This window comes from Alteromonas aestuariivivens, assembly GCF_003367475.1.
Lineage (GTDB): Bacteria > Pseudomonadota > Gammaproteobacteria > Enterobacterales > Alteromonadaceae > Alteromonas > Alteromonas aestuariivivens.
Genome location: NZ_QRHA01000002.1, coordinates 320877 through 346443 on the forward strand (window position 1 = coordinate 320877; position 25567 = coordinate 346443).

Here is a 25567-nt window from a genome sequence, read left to right on the forward strand (position 1 = left end):
GCAGGAAGAGGGTGGCGTATGGCCGGTTAGCTGCTGCTCAGACCGATATTATGAGCCTGAAGGAGATTGACGGGCGCACAGTATCTCCTGCAGATTATCCGAGAGTTTGTCGATCAGGGTGTATAACTGCTTTATTTCCTCGCTATTCAACTTTTCAAACTGACAGCGCATTTGTTGTGGAATATCGGCAGCCTGCTCGCGGGCCTCTGCACCCGCTTCACTCAGGTATACGTAGCGGCTGCGTTTATCCTTTTTGCCCTCAATGACAGATATCAAGCCCTTGGCCTGCAATTTTTTCAGGATAAGACTCATGGCCCCACCGTCAATGTGAGTGCGTTTAAGCAGTTCATTAATGGCTATTCCGTCCTGCTCCCACAGCGCCATCATAACAACGTATTGCGGGTAGGTGATGCCCAATTGACTGAGCAGCGGCCGATAGGCCCGGGAAAAGGCATTGGATACGGTATAAAAACGGTGGCAAAGCTGATTTTGTAGTTTGAGATTGTCGTTCATGCTTCGGGTTCCGGGAAATGCGCTATTTAATTTTGCATGCAAATTACTTGATTCTCAAGAACTGGTGTCGTATATTTGTTTTGCATGCAAAATACAATTTGATTTATTTTAACAGGAGGCATTATGCATACACTTCAGGAAATCATTTATACGGGCACCGCTACGGCCACTGGCGGTAGGGAAGGAATTGCTGAATCCAGCGACGGAAAACTGAAGGTTACCCTGTCTACGCCCAAAGAACTGGGCGGCGCAGGCGGTGAGGGCACCAACCCTGAGCAGATGTTTGCAGCGGGTTACTCGGCTTGCTTTATTGGCGCGCTTAAACATGTTGCTGCTGCCGAGAAAATAAAATTGGGTGCTGACATCAAGGTTACGGGTGCCGTTTCCATCGGGCCAATCAGCAGTGGTTTTTGTATTGCGGTAAAGCTGACCGTGGATTTGGGCGAACTGGATAGACCCACCGCTGAGTCACTGGTGGCCAAAGCCCATCAGGTGTGCCCGTATTCCAATGCCACCCGTGGAAACATTGAAGTCGACATTACGCTGGCGTAGTAAGGGCCTGCCAACCCCTTACTGCCACAGGGGTTCTATACCTGGGTATCAATCCGGCTCACCGCGTTTTCGCTGTAACGTGGTACAAAAGGGTATACAGATCTGGTAATTGGGCGAGTGTTGATGCGATTGAAACGGTTACTCCTTGGAGCCCTGAGCCTGGCAAGTGCTGCACAGGCAGAGTGGTTTATCGATGATGCGGCCATAATGGGCACCAACATCGAAGTTCAGGTGTGGGCGGATTCCGCCCGGCAGGGGCAGCAGGCCATCGATACGGTATTTGCCGAAATGGAGCGGGTGAATCAGCTGATGAGCCCGTACATTGATTCCAGTGAACTCAGCCGGGTCAACCGCCTTGCAGCAAACGAGGACGTTGTGGTGAGTGAAGAGATGTTCAATCTTATCCGCTACGCCAACAAAATCAGCCAGCAAACCGGTGGGGCATTTGATATTACCTTCGCCAGCGTGGGCTTTCTGTACAATTATCGCGCAGCCCAGAGGCCGGACGAGCAAACCATTAATGCCAATCTGGACGCCATCAATTACCGTCATCTAGAGCTGGACGAGCACAACAGCAGCATTCGTTTCAGGCATCCGAACGTTAAAATTGATTTGGGCGGCATTGCCAAAGGTCACGCCGTTGACAAGGCGGTGGATCAACTCATCACCATGGGCATTGAGCACGCCATGGTAACTGCCGGTGGTGATACCCGATTATTGGGTGACCGCCTGGGGCGCCCCTGGATGGTGGGAATACGCGACCCCCGTAACCCGGACCGGCAAGCTGTTATGCTGCCGCTCTCCGACATTGCCATTTCGACATCCGGCGACTACGAGCGCTATTTCGAGGAAGAAGGTCAGCGATATCACCACATAATTTCGCCCAAAACCGGTAAGTCGACCTATGAAGTGCAATCGGTCTCGATTTTGGGGCCCAGCAGCACAACCAACGACGCATTGTCGACCTCGGTATTTGTACTTGGTGTTCAGGCTGGCATTGATTTGATCAACCAGATCCCGGAAGTGGAAGCAATCATTCTGGATGATCACCGCCGCATGCATTTTTCCAGTGGCTTGACACAATAACCTGAAAGCCCGCAGAGTGTTTAACGAGAGTCTGGCTATTCACATTGAACACTCTGCAGACTGGAGACAAACGTAGCGAGCGAAGAAAGTGCAAGGAAAAAGTCGCCGAAAAACCGCAGTTTACAAATGGTAAATGAGGATTTTGAGAAGACTTTTAACGCCGCAATTTCGAGCGCAGTAGTTTGTTATCAGTCTGAAAGCCCGCAGGCGGGCTTTCCTTACTCTTTCCCAATCAGACGAGTGAGCCGTTTACAATGGGCTCAAAGGCCGTCAGCGAGTCCATCAGTGCCGCATTGCCCAGCCCATGCTGAGGAAAGAATTCAGCAAAGCGGTGTTGTTCTCCGTGCAGGGCCAGGTAATTCAGGATAACGGTTTCTACCAGCAGGTTAACGTTATTCGCGGATGGCGCAGAGCCGGTCTCAACCGAACCGTCGCTGCGCATAAAGCCAATTTGTTGATGTATGGCCTGTTGCTCGGTGGTTGCGCCCATCAGTTGTGGCATGCCGGCAGGGTTGTAAACGAGGAAAAACGACGCTGACGTTGATGAGTTGTCGCCGGTCCAGACACCTTTGCCCCGCCCATTGACCGAATCGTCAATCATGCCGTTACTGGCAACCGAGCCGTCACTGCTCACATACAGCATCAGCGGAACACCTACGCGGGCGGCGTATTCCAGACATGCCCCCATGCAACGCCCTGCCCTTAGGTCGCGGATTTCGCCGCTCGCACGGCTGCCATCATGGTAGTCAAACCCGCCCATGGTAATGGTTCCGGCACCGGCAAAGCCGTTGATCACCAGTTTCATCACCGAGGCGGCTTTGCGGAATTCCCGGTCACTGTTGAACTCCTGTTCGGAGAATATGCCGTTACTGCCGACAATGTTGGCATCAAGATATGGGTCCAGTGTGCTTGGATCACCAAAGCGATCGGCAATGTCGGCACTTTTTACGTAGCCACAGCGTACCATGTCCTTGATGACATCATCGCGGCTGATACCGGTGTTGACCCTGCTGAGCTTCATATCGCTGATGCGCTGGATGGATTCCATTACCGACACCGAATCCTGCTGGCTCAACAGGCCAATCAGGTCGCCGGTATCGACCAGCCCGGTAACGTCGGAAGGGCTGTCGATTTTGGTGGGCCGTACAGCGGGGTTTACCATGGTAAACGGTGCCATGGAGTTTCCGCCGGATTCGGTATTCTGCGAACCGATCAGGGTTAGCAGGGAACCGTCCGCTCCCACCCGGTTAATACCATACATGGGGTTGTGCGGGTTGTTGCCGGTATCGTTTTCAGAACGGGCGGGCAACACCGCGCCGTTGACGTTGGCACGGTTGGACACACTGAGTTTGTCCAAAATGCCACGCAAGAATGCGCTGTCACTGTGAAACGCCAGCCCCAGTTCCTGATTGATAAAATCCGAAAGCCCACTGGCAGGGTTGGCTATGGCGGGTGTCATATCGCCTGGCAGGCCCAGGCGTGAGTAACCTGCCGTGGTCAGAAAGTCCAGTTGTCCGCCACGACCTCCGGTCAGTACATTGGAGCCGGCAATATTGGCACCACCGGCCAGATCAAAGGCGATAAAGGGGATCTTCCCGGCCCCCTGGGTGGCGATGCCGCACTGGGCCCGAAGTGCTTCCAGGTCCGACGACAGGCTGGCGTGGGCACGGCGTGGTGCGGCGAACAGGCTGAGCGCCGAGCCGCCCACCACAGTGGCAGCACCCGCAGCAAAGCCCTGGGCAATAAATTCCCGCCGGGTTACAGGTTTACCGTGATCCTGATGATACATAGGCGTATCTGCAGTAGCGGCCTGGGCAGTACGTTTTTTGAAATAGTGGGAAGTCAGTTTAGCCATCAGAACGCTCCTATTGAACAAGGACCACTGCACTGCCCAGCAGGGCGGCACAACTGGCTTTGGTAATGGTTCGGGTGTAGGTTGCATCGCAGCTGGCGACGCCGTTACACGCGGAAAGGCGGTCAATCAGGTTGTCCAGTTCAACCCCTACCTCTGTGGTATCTGCCTGGCTGCCAAGGTTGCTCAGCAGCATCCGTTCGAGCAGAGGGCCTGTGACTCCCGTTCGGTTAACTGCTCCGAAAGCCACCCCCGGAGGCTGACTGAAATCAAAATCCGGGAAGTAGCTGCTGCGCAGACTGTTGTCTTCAACCAGAGTGTCGCAGTAGCGGATGGCAAGCTGGGTGATGGCCATCTGATTGGCTGCCACAAAGCTTTCCAGTCCGGTGACCGACGGCAGTTGTTGCCTGAGGGTTTCATAGCTGTCAGCAACGGCAGTGTGTGAGCTGGCCACACCGGTCAGCGCCGACATGGTGGCGTTGATTTCAGCGAATTTTCGGGTACCAATCTGGCTTTGTGGTGCCAGATCAGCCGGAGCGGGAGTGGGGGCGGGCTCCGCTTCGACAACCACGTTCTCATGTTCCCCCAGCCGTTCAAAGGTCAGGAAAAACTCATCCTGGGCCGGACCTTTCTCAACCGGAATGATGGTGCCCTGGCGTGACAGCGCAAAACCGTCTCCAGCCGTGTAGGCCTGGGCATCAACAGTGGTTGCCAGGCGCGAAAATACCTGGCCGGCAAACGATTCGCGACCGTTCAGGCCGATGCGCATGCCTTCCAGGGCAAAGCTGTCAAAGCTTGCTTTTGCGTCAAGGCTGATGAAAAAGGGCTCTGCGAACAGGTAGCTGTAGCTGTCGTACTGGCTTACCTCAAACACCACGTAGCTTTGCTCCGTACCAATGAGGTCGCCGATCCCAAACAGCAGGTAATATTTCTGGCCAATACCGGCCTCGAAGTTTTTGCTGATCTGTTCCTGTGTCAACACCCGGTTGTGAATGGCGACCATGCGGATGATCCCGGACCAGCTGAAATCGCCGGAAACCTCGCTGCCAAGCACCAGTGCAAAACTGTCATCCCAGTCCAGCAGGTTGCCGGGTGCCACGGAATCGCTGACGTCAATCAGTTCACCATTAACGTAGAGCTCACGCCCGCGAGTGGGGTGGTAGCTGGCAACCACGTGCTGAAGGGATGCCTGCAGCACTTCATCGGCGTCAGGTGTGCTCAGCACCGGCTCGCCATTGATGTCAGTCTGGCCAGTGCGCAGCAAAAAGTCGTAGTTGTAAAGGGTCTGGCCTAAAGTGAAATTGCGCCTGTCCTTGCCGCCGGAATAGCTGATGATTCTGGCGGGGCCCTCCTGAGTCACATTGGCTGGCGCAACCCAGGCTTCAACGGAAAACTCGCCGGTGGCTACCAGCTGATCGTAGAGTTTTTTGCTGTTGCTGGTTGCGCCCTGAGCCTTGCCGTCCAGCAATTGGATGCCGTAACCGCCGACCCAGCTGTAGTCGCCACTCAGTGTGAGGTTCAGGGCAGGCTCAACGCCACTGGTATCGAAGGCCACATTGCCGCTGCCGGTTTTAAATTCCCATTTGGCGATTACGTTGCTTTCAATACGGCCACCACCGCTTGCCAGGGTGCCGTCAAACAGGGTCAGTGCATCGGAATGCACCAGTTCCGCCGCCAGTTCGGTTAGCGGGATAGCGTCAGCAAACTCGGCAATGGCGTTTTCCAGCGCCGTTGCGTCGCTGCCACAGTCGCTCCAGCAGTTGTGGAATTCATTGCGCAGGCGTATGACGAAACGGGAGCTGCCTGGCAGGTCCAGATTCATACGGTCTTTTGCTGCCAGATAGGCCTCGTCGATGTCGGCGGATGCAAAATAGGGCGCAATGGGAATGCTGGCGTCAGAAGTGTGGCAGCCGGCGCAGAAATTCTGTAGCAGTGGATAGACGGTGGTTCCAAACTGCGCAGCAGACTCAGGGAAGTTTCGAGTGGTTCCCGGTGATTGTGCTACGGGAGCTTTCAGTTCTATTTCAGTCTCCTGAGCTCCACTGTCAGCCAGATTTGCCCAGTTGCTTATCCAGGTCGTCATGATATCGGCGCAGGCGGAAGCGCTGGTCAGCCAGCAGTTGTGTCCGCCTGCGACTTTCTGTACCAGCAGGGATTCGCCCGGTTCACTCAGGTTTACCAGCCCGCCGGTGTCGGTATAGGCGGCGTTGATGTCGTCATTACGGGCGAAGGAGGGCAACTGTTGTCCCTGCACGTGGCAGGCTCCGCACCGATCCTCGGTGGCAGTATTGTCCCACAATGCCTGCTTGAAACGGCTGACATCCTCGGTGGAGGGCGCAGGCCCACTGTAATTAAGAACCGGTTGTTCGGTTGGTGGTGGCAGTGGAGTGGGAGTAACCTCGGTTTCGCTGCCACCACAGCCACTCAGCAGGGCCAGTGCAATGGCCGCCAGACAGGAAGTGCGTAACAACATGGCTTATTCTCCTTTGCAGTAGCTGGCGGTATCAGCAAAGACCTGTTTCATGCGGTAGCCATTAGCAGTAAACTGGTCTGTGATGAAATCAATCTGGTTGCGGTCCTGGGCGTCCTGTGGTTTTCGAAGACATACTTCCTCAAACACCTTACTGACCTGGCAACGAGCGAACCGGGCACTGTTGGCCAGCTCCTGTCCCATGCTCTTTGCACCTTCGCCCTGCCCGGGCAAACTATCGGACCAGCCCAGATTCTGATTAGGGCCAGAGCGCCAGTAATTTTCCCACGCATCGCTGGTGGTAATGTAACCGTGCACAAAATTGTTGCTGTTTATCCAGTATTTGGCCTGTACTCGCAGGCCGGTTTCCGGATCGGTCTGGCCGTCGCGGTGGTAACTCAACTGCCCGTTGAGACCGTCCGGATCGGCTTCGGTGTCGTAGGCGTAGTTGTAATAGGCGAAGGCCTGGGCCATGGGGTCCATGCCGGAATGGCAGCCTACGCAGCTGTTGTGGAACAACCGGCTGTCGCCGCCCGGGCTGCGGCTGACGTCCTGGCGAACCCGGTCCGGCGGCCGGGTGATATCGGCTACACCTTCCATATCGGTGCACAAATGGTTGATTAGGGTAAAGCGGAACATGGCGCGGTTGGTGCCGTCCTTAAAGAAGGATTTGGCCGCGGCGCGGGAGGTCAGTACGCCAGCCGTTGCCTCTGTTGGCAAGCCAGTGACGCTGGATTGTTGTGCCCGGACCAGATTCGCTTTCAAATCGGTGTGGGTGTCTTCCATTGCCTGGTAATGGCTATTACTGGAATTGCTGTACGCCGGCAGGCCGAGAGAATCGTCGCCCACATAGATGAGGTCGCCACTGAGTATCTGGCGGAAATCCACATCATCGCGGATAACCCCTATTACGGTGGCGGTGTAATCATTAAGTGGCGCAAATACGTCGAAGGATTCATTGGTCCAGGGGGTGATCCAGTGCTTGAGGGTGACATTGTAAAAGGCCGGGTTTTGCATCGCCAACTGCGCCGCTTCGTTATCCTGGCCGTTGGCTATCAGCGTTTCCATTTCATCCAGCACGGCCGCACTTGCAGGTACACCGGTCAGCCTGTCGTGCATTCGCATGGCCTGTTCCCGTGGACCAGCCTGCACCTGGCACACTAACGCGAGGCTGCTGAATAAGATCAGCCAGCCTTTGCATCGTCCACAAACCCGTCGTAAATGCGATTTTCCACCGAAATTTTGCACCGCTGTCTCCTCAAGCCTTTGGCATGCATCGAATAAAAGCAGGTCTTAAAACAGGGTTAAATAGTGGTGTGGGCAGTTAGGTATGAGATTGGATAGCTTTAAATTGGCTTGAGGCTCTGTATATCAGGCGTGTAGGGGCGCTGTTAAGGTATTAAATGCCATTCCCTTATATGGACGCCAGTGTTGTTTTTGTACAGCCGGAATGAAATTCTGAGCCTGCCACACATGGCACACCTTTTCTTTATCACCGACATAAAAAAGTGCAGTACCCATGAAGCAACGTTGCGCCAGCCAATTCCGCTTGTTACGCCGGGCCCTGATTCTATCCGGGCTGGGAGTCATGCTATTGGGCTGTGGCGAGTCGGTGGTAAGTCAGTCCGGTGACGAGCCGGACCCGGTGGTAGTGGACGTACCAATTGCTTTTATCAAACGCTCCATCCCTGTGGATGAAAACGGCAGCATCCGCGAAAACGATTTACGCCGGCCGGAACTGTTTTTCCCCGGAGCGGGGCTTTACATTAAAACCCGTGCTTCGGTGAGTGCCGAAGTCCGAAACATTACTGACGCACTGTTTAGTGCAACGGATAGCCAGGACGCGGGAAGCGAACGCCCCCAGTACGATGTCAAGGATCTGGAAGTTTCCTACGACGGTACGCGGTTACTGTTTGCTTTGCGGGCACCAGAAATTGAAGGGCTGGATGACGACGAACAACCAACCTGGAACATCTGGGAATACGATCGTACCACCGATGAACTGACCAGAATCATCCGCTCGGATATTGTTGCCGAAGCTGGCCAGGACACCGCCCCCGTATACCTGCCGGATGGTCGCATTCTGTTTTCCTCTACCCGCCAGCGCACCAACCAGGCCATTTTGCTGGATGAAGGAAAGGCACAGTTTTCAGCCGTGGAAGAAAGCCGCAGCACCCAGGCGTCGGTGTTGCATGTTATGGATGCCAACGGTGAGAATCTGACTCAGGTATCTTTCAACCAGAGCCATGACCTCGACCCCATCGTTCTGGCAGACGGCAAAGTGCTGTTCAGCCGCTGGGATCGCGCTGCAAGTGATAAAGGCATACATCTTTACCGTATGAACCCCGATGGCAGCGATCTGGAAGTGCTTTATGGCCGTCACAGCCACGACTTCAACGGCCGCAGCCAAAATTTTGTGCAAAGCCGGATAACCCCTGACGGGCAGGTACTGGTTGCCCTGCGTGATTATCGCAATGATCGCCTGGGTGGGGATTTTGCGCTGCTGGATGTGAACAGCTACATCGACACCCATACGCCAATTGCCGGCAACGACAGCCTGACGGGACCTGCTCAGGTTGCTGCCCTGTTCGATAACGTAGATACCGAAGCGGACTTGTCACCGGGCGGGTATTTCGCATCGGTTTACCCGCTGTGGGATGGCAGCGGTCGCCAGCTGTTTGCCTGGAGCCAGTGCCGTGTGCAGGACAGCAGTGCATCGTCCACCGGAGCAGATAAGTATTTACCCTGCAGCGACGTGGACGTGAGTGATGAGCGCTATACAGCTGCACCTTTGCTGTACGGTTTGTGGATGTACGATCCGGCCAGTGAAACCCAGCAGGTAATCGCCCTGCCGGAAGAAGGGCTGGCCTATACCGAAGTGGTATCCATGGAGCCCCGGCCCTATCCGGCGGATTACACTGCCGAACAGCTCGATGCGGAACTGATGGCGGAAAACCTGGGCGTTCTGCATGTAAAAAGTATTTATGATCTTGACGGTGACGATACCAGCCCGTTTGGCCTGGCAGCGACATCCGACCCCAGTCAGACATCGCCTTCACAACGCCGCGCGCGCTTTGTACGGGTGACCAAAAGCGTGTCTATCCCCCAGCGTGACGTGCAGGAAGTGCCCAATATTGCGTTTGGCCCGAATCGCAACCTGTTGATGCGCGACGTTATTGGGTATGCACCAATTGAACCGGATGGTTCGGTGTGGATTGAGGTGCCGGCAAACGTTCCTCTGGCCATCAGCCTGTTGGACGAAAACGGAAAACGCATCAGCCAGCGCCATGATAACTGGTTGCAGGTTATCCCCGGAGAAGTGAAAACCTGCAATGGCTGCCACACGGTTAACAGCACTGTGCCCCATGGTCGGCTTGACGCTGAAAATCCTTCCATCAATCAGGGGGCTGCACTGAATGGGTCACCATTCCCTGGAGCCAATCCGGAAATTTTTGCCGATTACGGCGACACCATGGCCCAGGCCCGTGCCCGGGTGCTGGGGGACTCGTACGTTACTGCGGATGTGGTTTTTGAGGATGTGTGGACAGACCCAGCGCAAACACAACCCGCTGAAGCCATAAGGCTGGCCTACGCTGATCTGCAAACGCCATTGCCAATCTCGCAAAGCTGTGCGCAAAACTGGACATCGCTTTGCCGCATTACCATCAATTTTCCCGAGCACATCCAGCCACTGTTTGATTTGCCGCGCATGGTTACCGATGAAAACGGTCTGGAGGTCGCCGACCATACCTGCGTGAGCTGCCACAACTCCATGGACGCCGACGGCAACACTCAGGTTCCGGCTGCGCAACTGGAGCTGACCAGCCGGCCTTCCAGCAATGACCCCAAGCTGATGACCAGCTACCGGGAATTGCTCTACAGCGACAACGAACAGGAGATTGTCGATGGACTGCTGGTGGACAGGCTGGTGGTTGTGACCGATGAAGATGGCAATCCGCTGTATGAGCTGGATGAGAACGGCGAACTGATTTTGGACGAAAGCGGCAACCCGATTGAGCGAACCAGCACGGTCAACCTGTCACAGCCGGCAACTGTGCGTGGTGCGGAAGCCAGTTTCCGTCTTTTCCGTGTGCTGGAAACCGGCAGTCATGCTGGCTGGATGACGCCTGCTGAGCAGCGTTTGCTCGCTGAATGGCTGGATATCGGTGCCCAGTACTACAACAACCCCTTTGATGTACCACAGGACTGAGCCGATGAAATGGTTGCTGGTGTGCTGCATCGTAATATTAGGACTGGCTTCTGCCCGCGCAGACATCCTGGAGGTGACTGTGGTGGAACCGTATGTGGACATGCACAGCGGCCCGGCCAGTGAGTATCCGGTATTCCACATTATTGAACAGGGCCAGTCGGTCGCTGTGCTGAAAACCCGCACTGGCTGGTACAAAGTGCGCACGGCAAAGGGCATTGAAGGCTGGATTGTCGCCGACGACCTGGTGATGGCTGAAATCGCCCCGGGCCAGACAGTAGCGCTGCCTGAATACCGTTTTGAAGACTATCAGCAGCGCACGTTTGAATTTGGTGTGTACACCGGGCGGCTGGACAACAGCAACTCGCTGTCGGTCAGCGCTGCCTGGGCCATGACACAGAACATTGTGGCGGAAGTCAGTGCCACACAGGCCCTTGGCGAATACGCTGAAAACCAGCTGTGGCTGGTGCGTGTTCAGCATTTCATTTTTCCCAAGTGGCGCCTGTCGCCATATATGACGCTGGGTTTCGGCCAGATTCGAACCACCCCTGATACCACCCTTATTCAGGGGGGAGGGGAGTCCCGTACCAGCGATTTGATGGAAGTGGGCCTTGGGGCGCGCTACTACCTGTTGCGAAATTTTTCCGCACGGCTTGAATACAAACGCCTGACGGCACTGACCGCGCGCGATGACCTAGAGGAGTTAAACCAGTGGCAACTCGGTTTCTCGGTGTTTTTCTAAGCACCTTATTAATGACCCTGCCGGTATCGGCCAACCTGGATCAGGTGGTGATTGAACCGCAGCTTGAACGCCGCGACATCACGGAAGCGGACATTGACAGCGAAAATTTCGAAGTGGCGCTGTTTGCCGGCCAGGTGAGCGTGGAAGACTTTTCTTCCGGTGTATTGGTGGGCGCGTCTTTGACTTACCACGTGAGTGAAAACCTGTTTGCTGAAATGGCTTACGGACAGGCTGAAGCCGGCCAGACCAGTTATGAAATCCTGTCCGGTGGCGCCCAGTTTCTGACAGACGAAGAACGCCAGTACCGCTATTACGACCTGGCCATAGGCTACAAGTTTAACGGCGAAGTGTTCGTGTCCCAGGGCCGTGCGCTGAACAGTGACTTCTATTTTATGCTGGGTGGCGGCAACACCGACTTTGCTGCCGACAGCCATTTTACTCTGGTTCTGGGAGCCGGCTACCGGTTGTTGCTGACCGATTATCTGGCGCTGCGACTGGATGCCCGTGACCGTATTTTCAGCAGTGAACTGATTGGTGAACAGAAAGAAACCCATAACATGCAGTACACCCTGGGTGTCAGCCTGTTTTTTTAATCGACGGAGAGATTTATGCGACTACAACCTGAAAAGAGCTTTGCAGCGGTAGCGATTTTGGTTCTGGTACTGCTGGGCATGACAACCACTGCAACCCAGGCCGCCACGACTGAACTAAGCCCGGCGCCGGATTTCGTCCTGAAAAGCCGCAGCGGTGACAACCTGCGCCTCAGCGAGCAGGTAGGCAATGTGGTGATTGTGAATTTCTGGGCATCCTGGTGTGGCCCTTGCCGGGAAGAACTGCCAGCGTTTGAGCAGATGTATCAGACCTATGCCGATATGGGCGTTACCGTACTGGCTGTGAACGTAGACGATGACCCGGCCAAAGCCAATACCCTGCTAAAAGACATTGAAGTGAGCTTTCCGGTGCTGTTCGACCCAGAGGGGGAAGTCAGTGAACTGTACGACGTATCGGCGATGCCGACGACTGTGCTGATCGACCGTTTTGGTAATGCACGCCTGGTTCACAAGGGTTACAAATCCGGTGATGAAGCTAAATATGAGCAGGCGCTGAACGCCCTGCTGCGGGAGTAAGTTATGGATTGGCTCAAGGCGGTGAAATGCGTTGGTGCAGCGGTTGTGCTGGTGTTGAATACGGGGTGTGTGTCCACACTCAGTGACATTAAGCCCTGGGTCAAACCCTACGAACGCAGCCATCTTGCAGACCCTATTATGAGCCAGAGCCGCAATCCGGTGGCATCGGCCTATACCAAGCACGTGTTCGAAGCCCGTGAAGGGGCTAGGGGGGCAGACGGTGGCGCAGGAGGTGGTTGTGGCTGCAACTAACCGTCTTTGGCTGCTGGCCGTTACTTTACTGCTTGCAGGTAAAGCTGAGGCTGCGGTATTGCCTCAGGACCGTGCCGACGCCATGTACCACAGTTATTCGGGTGACGGTGTTTCAATTGACGGCCCATCGATTTTACTGCGTAAAAAGGCAGGTAATAACTGGTCATTCTCCGCTAACTATTATGTGGACGCCATCTCCGGGGCGTCTATTGATGTGCGGGCAACGGCCAGCCCCTATAAGGAAGAGCGCACGGAAACCACCGTTGGTGTGGACTACGTTCAGGACAAGACGCTGCTCAACCTGAGCTATACCAACTCGTCAGAAAACGATTTTGAAGCCAACTCGTTTCATGTGGGAATCAGCCAGGATTTTTTCGGTGACCTTACCACCCTGTCTCTGAGTTATTCCCGAGGCGAGGACGAAGTCGGTAAAACCGGCGATGCGTCTTTTGCCGAGCAGGCCCAGCGCCAGAAGTTTGGTTTCGGGCTTACCCAGGTAATGACCAAAAACCTCATAGTGGGGGTGAATGCCGAGAATGTGGCAGACGAAGGCTACCTCAATAACCCCTATCGCTCGATTCGATATCTTGATCCCGACAGCCAAAAGGGTTTCTCGTTCACCACCGAAGTGTACCCCAACACGCGGGTGAGCAACGCTTTCTCGGTGAACGCCAATTACTATTTGCCCTACCGGGCCAGTATTTACGGCGATATGCGCTATTACAGCGACACCTGGGGTATTGAAGCGTTTAATGCCAAGCTGGGCTACATCCACACCTTTGGTGCTCACTGGATTGTGGATGTGCACCTGCGCCATTACCAGCAGGATAAAGCGGATTTCTACCAGGATCTGTTTCGCCGAGCGCAGGAGTTCAACTTTATGGCCAGGGACAAGGAACTCAGTACTTACGCCGGTGTATCAGCCGGGGCGGCGGTCAGTTATGAATGGCAGTTTGGCCAGGACAAGCTGGTGCAGAAAAGCAGCGTAAACCTGGAATACGATTTTTTAAATTTTGATTATGACGATTTCCGCGACGTGACCGACGACGCGCCCGTGGGTGAAGAAGCGCTGTTTGGCTTCAGCGCCCATGTGGTGCGTCTTTATGTGTCTGTGTGGTATTAGAGGAAAGTGCGATGAAAGCTACTAAACAGCGTCTGTGGGGTATGTTGCTCGCGATGTGTCTGGTGGGGCCGGCTCAGGCAGAACCGCAAAACAGTGCCGAAGCCGAAGCGAAACCCCTGGCCGCAGAAGTGGAAGATTTAAAAAAGGCGCTTATCCAGCTTAACCGCGATTTGTTCATTCTTGAGCAGGATTTGCTGTTTCCTTCCAGCACCCAGGTGGCTGTATACCTGTCGATGGACGTTGGCCACTTTTTCAATCTCGATTCGGTGGAAGTGAAGGTTGATGGCGATACGGTCACCCACTATCTGTATACCCAGCGGCAGGTTGATGCCCTCTACCGTGGTGGTGTGCAGCGCTTGTTTGTCGGCAATGTGAATCAGGGGGAACATACCCTTACCGCCGTGTTTACCGGCATCGGGCCCGAGTCACGCCCATACAAAAGGGCGGTCACCGTCGAATTTGACAAGTCTGCCAAACCTGCGGCTTTGGAGTTGTCGATTGTGGATTCATCGGCCCGCCAGCAGCCTGAATTTATCGCCACGGTACTGTAGGGCATTCCCATGGGCAAATTGACCAGATTCGTTTCCCGCCAGTGTTGCATGTTGCTGCTGCCCGCCATCGGGCTTTGTGGCACGGCCAGCACAGTGTGGGCCGAAACTGACAGCGAAGCGGCAATGTCCCGCATTCATCTTGGCGAAGTGGTGTATTCCCTTTACCAGGACGACCCGCTGGCGACCCTTACCCAGATAGCGGTGGCACAGCAGGCAGGCATGTCGGAACAGCACGCTCAGCAGGCTGAGTTACTGGGGGGCGGCCTGACACTCGCGTATGGCATGACGGCAACGGCAGAGCAGCAGCTAAGTGCACTGCTGGAAGACCAGCAGTCTAACCCGGAAATCCGTTCGCTGGCTCTGTACTGGCTGAGCCGGCTCAATTTTCAGCAGGGGCGCTACCAGGCTGCCAGTGCAAATTATCAGGCTTTACTGAGCCAGTCGCCGAATCAGGATGACTCGGTTGTTACCGATGCCCAGTGGTTACAGCTCAATTATCAGGCGGCTTATCAGGCCATTCTGACAGGTGCAGACGGTGCAGCATTTAACGCCGTTGCAGAGGACTCGGCGGAAAGTGTGTATCTGCAATACAATCAGGCTGTGCTGTCTTATGAACAGGGCAACCTGGCTGAAGCCCAACGCCAGTTCGAACACGCGGCTGCCCGTCTTGCCAGGCTGCAGCCGGCTTCCTCTGAAGCGGGCTGGTTAGCCGGTTGGCTGTCCTGGTCTGGCGAAACTGCCGTGATGTCCGACAAAGAATACCAGGCGCTGGCAGATCGTATTCAGCTCAGCCTCGGGCAAACATTGCTTGCCCGCGAGCAACTCTCATCAGCCACCCGGGCGTTTAGTAAAATTCAGGGCCAGTCGGTGGTTCAGCACGAAGCCTTGCTCAGTTACGCCTGGTCACTGGCACAAGCTGGTGACTGGCCCATGGCTTTGGGTATTTGGCAGTATTTAAGCCAGCAGCCGGAAAACCTTTTTACCCTGCAGGCCCAGCATGCGCTGGCTGTCGGGTTTGTTCAACAGCAGGGTATGGCACAGGCTGCGCAGGCACTCAGTGCATTAACCGGTCGCCTTGATCAGGCGCTGGCCAGCCTGATCCGTCTGCAGGACACTGCCAAAGATCTCAGCTACTGGCTGATGTTGGCCCGGCAGCAGCCCGGCTCCGGTGACTCTGGCGACTCAGCAGATGCGCCCGCTTTGTGGCCACAGGAGCACGCGGATTTGCTGCAGCAGCTGTTGACGGACACTCCCGAACACAGCGGGCAGCAATGGCTGAGCCAATTGACAGAACTTGACCGCATTGAAGCGCTGTTGCAGGCCCAGTACACCAAGCTCGGCCAATACGCCCTGTTGGTGGATGAACGGGAGCAGGAACATCTCACGCGCATTCGGGCGATGGCCGAACAGCGCCCTGAAACCGATCTTAACCACCTCAAAGCACAGATGGATGCTCTTGAAGGGCGATTACAGCAGGCCCGCAATGGCGCTGAACAGGAAGACAGTTTAACAGGGCTGTTTGCCCACCTGGCGGTTTTTGCCGATGACAAACAGCGAAAAATTATTGAGCGCCTGGCGCAGGCAAAACAGCGCTTTGATCACCTCAGTTCCGCCCAGCCAATGTCGGAAGACTATTCCCGGCGGCTCGAGCGATTTGAGGGGCTGATGTTCTGGCAGTTGCATGAGGCATTTCCGGCCAGAGCATTTGAACTTCAGCGCGCTGTCGAATCGCTGAAAAATGAATATGCCACAACGCTGAAGCAGGACACCCGAGTTCGTACTCTGCTCAATCAGCCCGATCTTTACAATGCCCAAAGAGACAGGGTTAACCAGCATAAAGCGGAAGTGGCAGCGCAGCTTGCGCAAACCCGTTCAATTCAGCTGCGGCTGGTAGATGCACTCAGCAGCAGGGCAAACGCCTTGCTGGCACAGCGGGCGCTATACCTCAAACAGCAGAAGAACCACAGTGAGCTTGCCCTGCTGCAATTACAGGACCCAAATCAGGAAAACGCAGCTACCGTTCAGGCAGGAGCGCAACCATGAGCTTGAATTGCACAATCCGATCACGCACGGTGGGCTATAAAAGCGCGCTTGCAGTGGCGATTTCCCTTGTGCTTGGCGGCTGTCAGAGCAATAGCAGTATTCACGATGAAACGGCTGTACAGCGCAATGTTCCGCTTGTTGAAGCGCTGGAAATTCAGCCACTGGAAGTGACGCCGACCGAATTGCCAGCCCAGGATTTACTGGTATTGCGCGACGGTTACAGCCGCCTGGCAGCTGAGCTGCAGGACCCACAGTTATTGCAGCAGCTCAGATTGAGGCTGGCTGACGTGGAAATGTTGCTGGCGGAAGAACAGCAGATGTCCGGAACCGATGCTGAGGCAATTGCTGTAGGTTGGCAGCGCGCCATAGATGCTTATCAGGCATTGTTGGAAGAGTACCCCGACGAACAAAGCCGTACAGAGATCCTCTACCAGTTGTCCCGCGCGCAGGACCTTCAGGGCCAGCGTCAGCTCAGTGCGCGGACACTGGCAAGCCTGCTGGAACTTGCGCCAGAGAGCCCCTATGCCAGTGAAGCCTGGTTCAGAAGAGGTGAAGCCTTTTACAGCGATGGCGATTATGCCAGCGCCAGTGAGGCCTATCGACAGGTGCTTGAGCGCGATAGCGCCAGCCCGTTTTACGCCATGTCGGCTTACATGCTTGGCTGGGCACAATTCAAGCTGGAACGCTATGCGGGGGCCCTGAAAGCATTTGATGTGCTGTTGGGTGTCAGTTTCTCTGCATGGGCGGCGGCAGATGCATTGCCGAATGTGCAGGACTTGTCAGCCGGTGAAGGTAAACTGGTTGGCGACAGTCTCAGAGTTATGGCGCTATTGTTCTCCTATCAGGGCAACGGCGCAGCCATCCTCGATTTTTACGCCGATGAGGCACCTTCACACGCATATCTGGTTTACCAGGAATTGGCGCAACAGCACCTGAACAATGATCGTTACCAGGATGCCGCAGAAACCTATTTGGCCTTTGCTGAGCATAACCTTGGCCACCCACTGGCGGTTGAGTTTTACGTAAAGCACGTGGATGCATACCTGCTGGGCAAATTCCCGACACTGGCACTGGAGGCGAAGCAGAATTTTGTGGCGGCCTTCGGCGCAGAACAGGGGCGCTGGGCAGAGGCCTCGCAGGCGCGCAACAAACAGGCCGGGCCCTATCTGCATGACTATCTGATTGAGCTGGCCAAAAGCTATCACAGTCTGGCGCAGTCCTACGCGGCTTCGCAAGGCAAAAGCCAGCAGGGTAATACCCCCCTGAGTGAACCGCAAACCCGGGCTTATGCAATTGCTGCCCGTTATTACCGCGAATTTATTGACCTGTTCCCACAGGCGGCAGAATACGTAGACATGCAGTTCTATCTGGCCGAGAGCCTGTTTGAGGCTAAGCAGTATGCCCAGGCAATTGATGCCTATGAAACGTTCGCTTACCAGCACACGGCCCATCCTAAAGCGGCAGATGCAGCTTATTCAGCGTTACTGGCTTACCGCCAGGGCCAGCCCTCAACGGGGCCGGACATTCAGAACTGGCAGCTGGGCAAGCAGCGCAGCCAGCGCCGGTTTGTGGATACTTTTGAAAACGACCCCCGGGTTGTGTCGGTGGCACAAACCCTGATGCAAAACAGTTTTGATACCCGTAACTATGCTGATGCCCTGAGCTGGAGCGAGTGGCTGATTGCCCGCAAACAGTCCGGGCAAAGTGGCGTGGATGCCAAGGTCACAAGCGCCGCCCAAATGGTGCAGGCATACAGTCTGTATGGCCTGCAGGATTACCCGCGGGCGGCATTGGCGTTACATAACCTAGCTGCCTCTCTGAGCAAACAGGACAGCCGCTATTCCGAGGTAATGGAGGCCTATTCCGTCAGTTTGTACCGTCAGGCGGAAACTGCGGTGGCACAGCAGCAACTGGCACAGGCAGTGGTGTTGCTCAAACGGATCATTCAGCAGGCCCCAGCGACAGGCACCCGGCTGAATGCCCAGTTTGATGCGGCAACTCACCTGATAGCGCTGAAGCGGTACGACGAAGCCCAGGCGTTGCTGCAGGATTTTGCTAGGCGTTTTTCGGCCTCTCCGTTGGCAGAGCAGATCCCGACACGGTTGTTGTATCTGTATGAACAGACCGGCCAGTGGGTGGCTGCGGCGGACTATCTGATGAAAACGTGGCAATCGCAGGGTGATTCAGAGGCTGGCCGTGAGGCATTGTGGACCGCGGCGGGTTATTACCAGCAGGCAGGTGCAGCCGACAAGGCATTGTCTGCGTACCGGAATTACGCCCATCGTTATCCAAAACCGTTTGATGAGGCCATTGAAGCCCGCTTCATTCTGAGTGAATACTACCTGCAAAGCCGGGACGACCAGAAGCGCCGGTTCTGGCTGAATAAACTGATGCAGGCCCACGATGATGCGGGAAGCAACGCCACCGTCCGGTCACAAACCCTGGCCGCAATGGCCGCGAGTGTATTTGCCCAGGATGCCCGGGCCAGATATCACAGTATAAAACTCACGGCTCCGCTCAAAGCCAGCCTGGCCAGCAAGCGCGAGGCACTGGATACCGCCATCAAGCGCCTTGAGCGGGTAATGGATTATGGTGTGCGTGAATACACTACTGAAGCCCATCATCATCTTGCCGAACTGTATTTGACGCTGGCTCGCGACCTGATGGATTCAGAGCGCCCGGCGGGGCTGAACGAGATGGAACAGATGCAGTACGACATTCTGCTGGAAGAGCAGGCCTACCCGTTTGAAGAACGGGCTATTGGCCTGTTTGAAGCCAATGCCGAGCGCAGCTGGCAAGGGGTTTACGACCGCTGGGTGGATGCAAGTTTTAAAGTACTGGCGAAGTTGTTGCCGGCAAATTACGCAAAAGAAGAACAGCAGGAGAAATTGGGTCATGAAGATTTCTAAGCCACTGCTACTGGCAACCATCATCGGCCTGCTGGCAGGCTGCGCTTCAACTTCGGAAGAACAGGCTGGCCTGGAGCATGCTGTTAATAAGGTACAGCCAACGCCAGAGCAGCCCTCGCTCAACCGCTTTGCTCAAAACCGTAAGTCATTGCCTTCTTCCGCTGACGGGAAGCTCTCGGCGGCATTGCAGGCATTCTCCGGGCAGGAGTACGCCGAAGCGCTGAGTACCGTCACAGGGCTGATTGCCGTCTGCTCTGACTGTTCCAATCTGTATGTGTTGCAAGGGGATATTTACCAGGCAATGGAGCAGACGCAAGACAGCGCCGCAGCGTGGCTCAAAGCCGTTGCAGTAAACCCGGATAATTACCAGGCCCACACCCGCCTGGGGCAGTGGTATCGTCAGCAAGGCGACTTTGAGCAGGCGCTCAATCATTACCAGGCAGCCCAGAGCGCCTGGCCGGAATTTGCACCGCTCTACCTGAACCGTGGTATTTTGTATGATTTGTACCTCGGCGACAAAGCCGCCGCACTCGCCGACTATACACGCTACCAGCAACTCAAAAGCGCCGGGGCCGAGGAATTTTTGCAGTCCGACAGCGGTAAACAACTGGCACGCTGGCAGGCTCAGCTTAACCGTCAACTGACAGAGGCAGCCACCGATGACCAGAGCCAAGTGGCACCGGGAGGAAAATAATATGCGTCTGAGTTTCTTCGTGTTGATTAGCACTTTGGCTGGGATGGGTAACGCCCTGGCTGCCTCAGAGCAGGATGGGGCCAATTCGGAACCATTGCGGCTGGAGGCCACTATCCGCGCCAACAAGGAACAGCCGAGGGTGCTGAGTATTGTGCCCTGGCAACTGCCGCAACACCGCCAAATCAATGGCGCACTAAGCTGGCAGCCACAGCTGTCAGTGCCGGCAATGATCGAGCGTAACCAGTTTATTCAACAACTGGGGCAATCTTCCGAAAAGCCCGAAATTACAGCGTCTGCGCAGGCTCAATAGGTATAAACCCCGCTCCCTGTGTTGTTGGTGGAATAACCAACAGCCCGGCAAATTAAGGTACAACTAGCCTCAGAAAAACGTAATCGAATTTTATGAGGCTATGTTATGGATTTTTTAAATGTTGTGGTGCGCTTCTTTCAGGAAGGCGGACCATTTATGTTCCCTATCGCCATTGTTCTGGCCCTGGGCCTGGCAATTGCCATTGAACGCTTTGTGTTTCTGGGCAGTGCCCGACGCACCAACAAAAAAGCATTTGCGCAAATTGAACCTATGCTGAGTGCCCGGCAGTTCGACAAGATACTGCAACTTGGCCAGCAAAACCGTGCGCCGGTGAGCCGCGTGATTGCTGCCGGGATCGCCCGTCTGAAACTGAGCCCGCGCCGTGAGGATGTGGAATACGCCATGGAAGAAGGGCTGATGGAAACCATACCCAGGCTGGAAAAGCGCACGCCGTACCTTGGTACGCTGGCCAACATTTCCACCCTGCTGGGGCTGCTGGGTACCATCATTGGCCTGATTGCGGCGTTTTCCGCCGTTGCCAATGCCGACCCGGCTGAAAAGGCCAGCCTGCTGTCACAAAGTATCTCGGTGGCCATGAACACCACTGCGTTCGGGCTGATAGCGGCTATCCCATTGCTTGCCTGTCACTCGCTGTTACAGACCAAAACCACCGAAATCGTCGACAGCATGGAAATGGCCGGAGTGAAATGCATTAACCTGCTGATGTCCCGTCAGGGTGTGTCGGCGTCCACCCGCGCTTCTGACGAGTAACTGTTATGATGGGTCGACGGAAAAAGCCAAGCCGCACTGAAGCGGAACTGGACATCACGTCGTTCATGAACCTGATGATCGTACTGGTGCCGGTGCTGCTGATGATGATGGTGTTCTCCCGCATCACGGTGGTGGAATTGCAGCTGCCGGGCATTGCCGGGATCACCGACACCGCGGAAATCAAAAGCAAGCAGCTGGAAGTGCTGGCATCTCCCAGCGGGCTGGCGGTTTTTTACCCGCAGGGGCATCTGGTGAGGAAATTGCCTCTGGTTGCCTCCGAAGGCGAAGGCCAGACAGCGCACCAGGACTGGAAAGGGCTTCAACTGGTACTCAGGCAGGTCAAACAAACCCTGCTTGGGAAAGGTGTCGACAAAAAGGACATAACCTTGCTGATAGATGACGAGGTTGCCTACCAGGATGTGATTGCACTGCTGGAATTCACCCGCTCCTACGATGACGTTATTGCCGCATCGGTGGTGCAGGCAGAACTGTTCCCACAGGTGTCGTTTGCAGACATTCCCGGTGAACTGGCGTCGTTTGAACAGATCCTGGCTCGTCAGTCAGTATCGCAGCCTGAATCACAGGAGGCGACACAGTGAAGCAGTCATTACGGGCCAAACGTATGGCCAGAAACCATGAGCGTCGTTCCAAACAGACCAAACTGTCGTTGGTCTCGTTGATGGATATTTTTACCATTCTGGTGTTCTTCCTGATGTTCAATTCGTCCGATGTGCAGGTGCTGGATAACCACAAGTCTGTGACGTTACCGAAATCTGCGGCTACCACACCGGCCAAGGAAACCCTGCTGGTGATGGTGAACGGCGAAGATCTGTTGTTGCAGGGGCAAAAGCTGGCTTCGGTACCGGCGTTGCTGACGTCAGGCTCTGACATAATTGCGCCACTGGCCAAAGAGCTTGACTACCAGAACAGTAAATCCCAGCAGCCGGCGCAAACACCTCGCAGCATTACCATTATGGGCGATGCAGAAATTCCGTATCAGTTACTCAAGCGCATTTTGCAAACCTGTTCCCAGGCGGGCTACACCGATGTGGCTCTGGCGGTGGAGCAAAGCAGTGCTGTGGCGGCGGGAGTGGGCCAATGACGACCGTAACCCTTAATACCGAGCTGCCCTGGTCTTCGACCGAGAAGGACAATCAGCGTTTTAACCGCATTACCACGGCAGCGCTGGTAGTGACCTTGCTGATGGCCGGTGTGGTAAAGCTGTATACCGTGCCTGAAATTCCAAGGGCGGAAAAGGAAAAGCTGCCGCCCCAGTTGGCGCGCCTGATCACCAAGCCACAGCCACCAAAGATTGAGCCCAAACCTGAACCGAAGGTTGAACCCAAAAAAGAGCCGGAAAAGAAGGTTGAAGAAAAAGCGCTGGCAAAGCCAGAAATCAAGCCAAAGCCCAAGCCAAAACCGGTTGAAGTGGCTGAACCCAAACCGGTGCAGCAAAAGCAAACTACCGAACAGGCCAGAGAGAAGGCCAGTCAGTCAGGGTTGCTTGCGCTTTCGGATGAACTGATGGGCATGCGTGAACAGACATCGGTAAACCGTGCGGCAAATTCCCAAACCATCGAGGGCGCCGGGCAGTCCAAGGTGACTCAGCGCAAGACGATCAGCAGCCAGGCGGTAACCCAGACCAGCGGTGGTGTCGCCAACGCTGAAGTGAGTTCGAATATTGGTTCGCGGGGCAGCCTCGAAGACCGTCAGACGACGCAATTGTCGGCACCCACAGAAGGAGCCGCCAAGCTGGCAGCCAAACAGGTTGAAGTGGAATCCGAGGTGATCGGTAATCGTGATCTGGAGTCGATTCGCAAAATTCTGGACGCCAACAAAGGCGCGGTGTATGCGTTGTATCGACGGGCACTGCGTCAGGCCCCTGATTTGCAGGGAAAAGTCACCTTCAAGTTGACCATTGAACCCAGCGGGCAAATCTCGGCTATCAGCATTGTAAGCAGTGAGTTGAATAATCCCGACCTGGAAGCAAAGTTGCGAGCCCGGGTGTCAATGATAAATTTCGGCAACGAGGCGGTTACCCAGACCGAACTGGAGTACGCGTTTAACTTCCTTCCTTACTGATTTGGGCTCCCAGGCTGGCGCACACCGCCTCCAGTTCATTCAGCGCGGAGGCGGGCAGTGCCAGGGTCAGGGTTACGGCCTGCTGATACTGGCAGTTGGTTACCTGTCCCTCGTGTTCCGATACCCAGTGGCGTAAATACTGTTCGTGGCGAAAATCCACTTCCACCGCCACTTTGTTCAGCGCAACCCGGGTTTTTACCGGCAGGTGTTCCATCGCCTGCTGAGCCGCTCCGGAATAGGCTCTGACCAGGCCGCCTGCGCCGAGTTTTATACCGCCAAAATAGCGCGTGACAATCAGCATGATGTCGCCAACCTGTTTGTGCTGCAGCACATTCAGAATGGGTTTTCCTGCGGTGCCACTGGGTTCTCCGTCGTCCGACATGGCGGCACTGGCGGGAGAATAGGGGTTGCCCAGCAGGTACGCCCAACAATGGTGACGGGCATCCGGATAGGTGCTTTTTACGCCCGCCAGCACCTGCATGGCCGATTCCCTGTCAGGAACGTGGCTGGCGTAGGCTATGAACTTACTTTTTTTGATTTCCAGCAGGGTTTCTACCGGCGACTCGGGAATGGGATAACTCATAGTGGCCGGATTATACCGGTAAAATCCCCTGCGTACAGACGGATAGCGGTTAGTCTGTACTCTTGAATGCCATGCATTCCACTTCCAGCATGGCACCCATGGCAAGACCGTCGGCACCAAAGGCACTGCGTGCAGGCAGGCGCCCGCGTTCAAAATAGGTAATGTACACCTTGTTGAATTCACCCCACAGGGCAATGTCGTCGATCATCACCGTGCATTTGAACAGGTCGTTGAGTGTGACACCAGCGGCGTTTGCTGCTGCCTGTACATTCTTCATTACCTGGTGGGCCTGGGCTTCCATGGTTTCGGGCAGATTGCCATTTTCATCCAGTGGGATCTGGCCAGACAGATACACCGTATTACCGACCTGGGTAGCAACCGAAAAAGGCGCGTCCGGATTGGCACTGGGGTAATATTGAATGGTGTTATCTTCGGCCAAGGTAGGCAGAGACAAAAAACTGGTAAGTAGTAAAGCTGACAAACGCATGCAGACTCCGTTTCACTGTTTGGTTAATTCTTGTACCAGCTTTTCGTAAATGCGGCCGTTTGGCAAGTGATAAAATCGCCCTGAAGATTCAGCAGTGCTGGAGGAACATCAGGTACAGACTGATCACCCAGCCATAGCGTTGAAAAAAATAGCAGAGATATTGAAACATACCGATACCCCATCCCTTTGGTAAAGGTTTTCACATGCTCTAAGCCTAGTGGAAGGCGTGCGGATGCGCCAACTATTCGGGCAAAGGGTTACCTTTCTTGTTGTCATCCGGTTTGTAGACTAGGTTTTTATTTTCGGCCACTGTAAGTCAGCCTGCAGGTGGCCAGAGCAAGGGAGTCTTCATTCTGCTGGGTGTACGTGGTCAGCAGCGCTATTTACGTAATCAGGAGCCCGTATGCGTTTAAAGTTATCCACGTTGCTTACGTTACTTTTTGTCTTCCCGTTTTCAGCCCAGGGCCAGGACAGTGCCGAACTGGCACAACAGTTATCCAATCCGGTGGCATCGCTTATCAGTGTTCCATTGCAGACCAACTTTGATGACGGTTTTGGCAGTAATGATGAAGGATACCGCTATAACGTCAATGTGCAGCCGGTGATCCCTTTCTCTCTCAACGATGAATATAACCTGATTTCCAGAACCATTATGCCGCTTACCTATCAGCATAATATTGTTGCCGGGGCTGGCAGCCAGACCGGGCTAGGAGATGTGGTACAAAGTCTGTTTTTTTCACCCAAAGCTCCAACAGCGAGTGGGTGGATATGGGGGGCTGGCCCGGTTTTTTTATTGCCAACCGGTACCGAGAAACTGCTATCTGGTGAGAAGTGGGGAGTTGGCCCAACCGCAGTGATGCTGAAACAAAACCAGGGCTGGACTTACGGCGCACTGGCTAACCATATTGAAAGTTTTGCCGGCGACAGCAACCGCGCCGACATCAGCCTGACCTTTGTGCAACCGTTTCTGGTTTACAACACACCGGATGGCACCAGCTATGCGTTGAATTTTGAATCCAGTTACGACTGGGAAGCCAGTGAACTATCGCTACCGGTAAACCTGATGGTGAACAAGGTACTTAAGGTTAGAAATCAACTGGTGCAGGTAGGGGGAGGTGTACGTTATTGGGTTGACAGTCCGGAAGGGGCGGCCGATGGCTGGGGGCTCAGGTTTAATTTGGTTTTTCTGTTTCCAAAGTAACCTGATGCCGCT

At 55.0% G+C, this 25567-nt stretch carries 24 protein-coding genes; 18 read left to right on the plus strand and 6 right to left on the minus strand.

What is annotated here, in order from left to right; all coding sequences use genetic code 11:
- Positions 1-48: 48 nt before the first annotated feature.
- Positions 49-513: a MarR family winged helix-turn-helix transcriptional regulator gene (locus tag DXV75_RS04225; protein ID WP_115592131.1), complete on the minus strand. Its 465-nt coding sequence runs from the start codon at positions 511-513 to the stop codon at positions 49-51.
- Positions 514-636: 123 nt separating this feature from the next.
- Here DXV75_RS04225 and DXV75_RS04230 point away from each other — a divergent pair, with 123 nt between their 5' ends.
- Positions 637-1065 carry an organic hydroperoxide resistance protein gene (locus tag DXV75_RS04230; protein WP_115592132.1) on the plus strand — a complete coding sequence of 143 codons (429 nt, stop codon included), beginning with the start codon at positions 637-639 and terminating at the stop codon, positions 1063-1065.
- Between the two features lie 123 nt (positions 1066-1188).
- On the plus strand, positions 1189-2151 hold the full coding sequence (locus DXV75_RS04235; protein ID WP_115592133.1) for an FAD:protein FMN transferase: 963 nt from the start codon (positions 1189-1191) through the stop codon (positions 2149-2151).
- Between the two features lie 232 nt (positions 2152-2383).
- On the opposite strand, the gene DXV75_RS04240 is transcribed toward DXV75_RS04235, so the two are convergent.
- From DXV75_RS04240 to DXV75_RS04250, 3 genes are all read right to left on the minus strand, one after another.
- Positions 2384-3940: a hypothetical protein gene (locus tag DXV75_RS04240; RefSeq protein ID WP_425451677.1), complete on the minus strand. Its 1557-nt coding sequence runs from the start codon at positions 3938-3940 to the stop codon at positions 2384-2386.
- Between the two features lie 76 nt (positions 3941-4016).
- Complete coding sequence (locus tag DXV75_RS04245) at positions 4017-6476, minus strand: LamG domain-containing protein (RefSeq protein ID WP_115592135.1); 2460 nt, start codon at positions 6474-6476, stop codon at positions 4017-4019.
- A 3-nt stretch (positions 6477-6479) separates the two neighbouring features.
- Positions 6480-7598, minus strand: a complete 1119-nt coding sequence (locus DXV75_RS04250; protein WP_245953105.1) for a hypothetical protein — start codon at positions 7596-7598, stop codon at positions 6480-6482.
- Between the two features lie 394 nt (positions 7599-7992).
- Between DXV75_RS04250 and DXV75_RS04255 the strand changes: the two genes are divergently transcribed.
- The 15 genes from DXV75_RS04255 (at position 7993) to DXV75_RS04325 (ending at position 23284) form a co-directional block, all read left to right on the plus strand.
- Positions 7993-10683, plus strand: a complete 2691-nt coding sequence (locus DXV75_RS04255; protein ID WP_245953106.1) for an HzsA-related protein — start codon at positions 7993-7995, stop codon at positions 10681-10683.
- Positions 10684-10687: 4 nt separating this feature from the next.
- Entirely contained in the window at positions 10688-11422 is a 735-nt protein-coding gene (locus DXV75_RS04260; RefSeq protein ID WP_115592136.1) for an SH3 domain-containing protein, read from the plus strand.
- Positions 11392-12015 (plus strand): outer membrane beta-barrel domain-containing protein, encoded by a 624-nt coding sequence (locus DXV75_RS04265; RefSeq protein ID WP_245953107.1) that lies wholly within the window; start codon positions 11392-11394, stop codon positions 12013-12015. Before DXV75_RS04260 ends, DXV75_RS04265 begins: the two co-directional genes overlap by 31 nt.
- Before the next feature lie 15 nt (positions 12016-12030).
- The gene (locus DXV75_RS04270) at positions 12031-12549 is read left to right on the plus strand and encodes a TlpA family protein disulfide reductase (protein ID WP_115592138.1); all 519 of its coding nucleotides are present in this window, start codon (positions 12031-12033) and stop codon (positions 12547-12549) included.
- Positions 12550-12552: 3 nt separating this feature from the next.
- On the plus strand, positions 12553-12801 hold the full coding sequence (locus tag DXV75_RS04275) for a DUF4266 domain-containing protein (protein WP_115592139.1): 249 nt from the start codon (positions 12553-12555) through the stop codon (positions 12799-12801).
- Positions 12788-13924 (plus strand): DUF3570 domain-containing protein, encoded by a 1137-nt coding sequence (locus DXV75_RS04280; RefSeq protein WP_245953108.1) that lies wholly within the window; start codon positions 12788-12790, stop codon positions 13922-13924. Before DXV75_RS04275 ends, DXV75_RS04280 begins: the two co-directional genes overlap by 14 nt.
- An 11-nt stretch (positions 13925-13935) precedes the next feature.
- Complete coding sequence (locus tag DXV75_RS04285; protein ID WP_245953109.1) at positions 13936-14475, plus strand: hypothetical protein; 540 nt, start codon at positions 13936-13938, stop codon at positions 14473-14475.
- A 9-nt stretch (positions 14476-14484) separates the two neighbouring features.
- On the plus strand, positions 14485-16518 hold the full coding sequence (locus DXV75_RS04290) for a coiled-coil domain-containing protein (protein WP_147291793.1): 2034 nt from the start codon (positions 14485-14487) through the stop codon (positions 16516-16518).
- Entirely contained in the window at positions 16515-19427 is a 2913-nt protein-coding gene (locus tag DXV75_RS04295; protein WP_115592141.1) for a tetratricopeptide repeat protein, read from the plus strand. Before DXV75_RS04290 ends, DXV75_RS04295 begins: the two co-directional genes overlap by 4 nt.
- Positions 19414-20121 carry a tetratricopeptide repeat protein gene (locus DXV75_RS04300; protein ID WP_115592142.1) on the plus strand — a complete coding sequence of 236 codons (708 nt, stop codon included), beginning with the start codon at positions 19414-19416 and terminating at the stop codon, positions 20119-20121. Before DXV75_RS04295 ends, DXV75_RS04300 begins: the two co-directional genes overlap by 14 nt.
- Before the next feature lies 1 nt (position 20122).
- Complete coding sequence (locus DXV75_RS04305) at positions 20123-20431, plus strand: hypothetical protein (protein ID WP_115592143.1); 309 nt, start codon at positions 20123-20125, stop codon at positions 20429-20431.
- A gap of 105 nt (positions 20432-20536) precedes the next feature.
- On the plus strand, positions 20537-21202 hold the full coding sequence (locus tag DXV75_RS04310; RefSeq protein WP_115592144.1) for a MotA/TolQ/ExbB proton channel family protein: 666 nt from the start codon (positions 20537-20539) through the stop codon (positions 21200-21202).
- 5 nt (positions 21203-21207) lie between these two features.
- Positions 21208-21801, plus strand: coding sequence for an ExbD/TolR family protein (locus tag DXV75_RS04315; RefSeq protein WP_115592145.1), 594 nt, complete (start codon positions 21208-21210; stop codon positions 21799-21801).
- Positions 21798-22304 (plus strand): ExbD/TolR family protein, encoded by a 507-nt coding sequence (locus tag DXV75_RS04320; RefSeq protein WP_115592146.1) that lies wholly within the window; start codon positions 21798-21800, stop codon positions 22302-22304. Before DXV75_RS04315 ends, DXV75_RS04320 begins: the two co-directional genes overlap by 4 nt.
- Positions 22301-23284, plus strand: coding sequence for an AgmX/PglI C-terminal domain-containing protein (locus DXV75_RS04325; RefSeq protein ID WP_115592147.1), 984 nt, complete (start codon positions 22301-22303; stop codon positions 23282-23284). Before DXV75_RS04320 ends, DXV75_RS04325 begins: the two co-directional genes overlap by 4 nt.
- On the opposite strand, the gene DXV75_RS04330 is transcribed toward DXV75_RS04325, so the two are convergent.
- Positions 23265-23867: a YigZ family protein gene (locus tag DXV75_RS04330; RefSeq protein WP_115592148.1), complete on the minus strand. Its 603-nt coding sequence runs from the start codon at positions 23865-23867 to the stop codon at positions 23265-23267. The two genes, DXV75_RS04325 and DXV75_RS04330, sit on opposite strands and share 20 nt — an antisense overlap.
- Before the next feature lie 49 nt (positions 23868-23916).
- Positions 23917-24354 carry a RidA family protein gene (locus DXV75_RS04335; RefSeq protein ID WP_115592149.1) on the minus strand — a complete coding sequence of 146 codons (438 nt, stop codon included), beginning with the start codon at positions 24352-24354 and terminating at the stop codon, positions 23917-23919.
- Positions 24355-24757: 403 nt separating this feature from the next.
- On the opposite strand from DXV75_RS04335, the gene DXV75_RS04340 reads away from it, so the two are divergent.
- Positions 24758-25555, plus strand: a complete 798-nt coding sequence (locus tag DXV75_RS04340; RefSeq protein WP_245953110.1) for a transporter — start codon at positions 24758-24760, stop codon at positions 25553-25555.
- Positions 25556-25567 lie beyond the last annotated feature (12 nt).

Excerpts from the sequence above, each read along its gene's own strand:
- DXV75_RS04225 (WP_115592131.1), bottom strand. The coding sequence starts at position 513 with ATGAACGACAATCTCAAACTACAAAATCAGCTTTGCCACCGTTTTTAT.
- DXV75_RS04230 (WP_115592132.1), top strand. The coding sequence starts at position 637 with ATGCATACACTTCAGGAAATCATTTATACGGGCACCGCTACGGCCACT.
- DXV75_RS04235 (WP_115592133.1), top strand. The coding sequence starts at position 1,189 with ATGCGATTGAAACGGTTACTCCTTGGAGCCCTGAGCCTGGCAAGTGCT.
- DXV75_RS04240 (WP_425451677.1), bottom strand. The coding sequence starts at position 3,940 with ATGTATCATCAGGATCACGGTAAACCTGTAACCCGGCGGGAATTTATT.
- DXV75_RS04245 (WP_115592135.1), bottom strand. The coding sequence starts at position 6,476 with ATGTTGTTACGCACTTCCTGTCTGGCGGCCATTGCACTGGCCCTGCTG.
- DXV75_RS04250 (WP_245953105.1), bottom strand. The coding sequence starts at position 7,598 with ATGCGAATGCACGACAGGCTGACCGGTGTACCTGCAAGTGCGGCCGTG.
- DXV75_RS04255 (WP_245953106.1), top strand. The coding sequence starts at position 7,993 with ATGAAGCAACGTTGCGCCAGCCAATTCCGCTTGTTACGCCGGGCCCTG.
- DXV75_RS04260 (WP_115592136.1), top strand. The coding sequence starts at position 10,688 with ATGAAATGGTTGCTGGTGTGCTGCATCGTAATATTAGGACTGGCTTCT.
- DXV75_RS04270 (WP_115592138.1), top strand. The coding sequence starts at position 12,031 with ATGCGACTACAACCTGAAAAGAGCTTTGCAGCGGTAGCGATTTTGGTT.
- DXV75_RS04275 (WP_115592139.1), top strand. The coding sequence starts at position 12,553 with ATGGATTGGCTCAAGGCGGTGAAATGCGTTGGTGCAGCGGTTGTGCTG.
- DXV75_RS04285 (WP_245953109.1), top strand. The coding sequence starts at position 13,936 with ATGAAAGCTACTAAACAGCGTCTGTGGGGTATGTTGCTCGCGATGTGT.
- DXV75_RS04290 (WP_147291793.1), top strand. The coding sequence starts at position 14,485 with ATGGGCAAATTGACCAGATTCGTTTCCCGCCAGTGTTGCATGTTGCTG.
- DXV75_RS04295 (WP_115592141.1), top strand. The coding sequence starts at position 16,515 with ATGAGCTTGAATTGCACAATCCGATCACGCACGGTGGGCTATAAAAGC.
- DXV75_RS04300 (WP_115592142.1), top strand. The coding sequence starts at position 19,414 with ATGAAGATTTCTAAGCCACTGCTACTGGCAACCATCATCGGCCTGCTG.
- DXV75_RS04305 (WP_115592143.1), top strand. The coding sequence starts at position 20,123 with ATGCGTCTGAGTTTCTTCGTGTTGATTAGCACTTTGGCTGGGATGGGT.
- DXV75_RS04310 (WP_115592144.1), top strand. The coding sequence starts at position 20,537 with ATGGATTTTTTAAATGTTGTGGTGCGCTTCTTTCAGGAAGGCGGACCA.
- DXV75_RS04315 (WP_115592145.1), top strand. The coding sequence starts at position 21,208 with ATGATGGGTCGACGGAAAAAGCCAAGCCGCACTGAAGCGGAACTGGAC.
- DXV75_RS04325 (WP_115592147.1), top strand. The coding sequence starts at position 22,301 with ATGACGACCGTAACCCTTAATACCGAGCTGCCCTGGTCTTCGACCGAG.
- DXV75_RS04330 (WP_115592148.1), bottom strand. The coding sequence starts at position 23,867 with ATGAGTTATCCCATTCCCGAGTCGCCGGTAGAAACCCTGCTGGAAATC.
- DXV75_RS04335 (WP_115592149.1), bottom strand. The coding sequence starts at position 24,354 with ATGCGTTTGTCAGCTTTACTACTTACCAGTTTTTTGTCTCTGCCTACC.
- DXV75_RS04340 (WP_245953110.1), top strand. The coding sequence starts at position 24,758 with ATGCGTTTAAAGTTATCCACGTTGCTTACGTTACTTTTTGTCTTCCCG.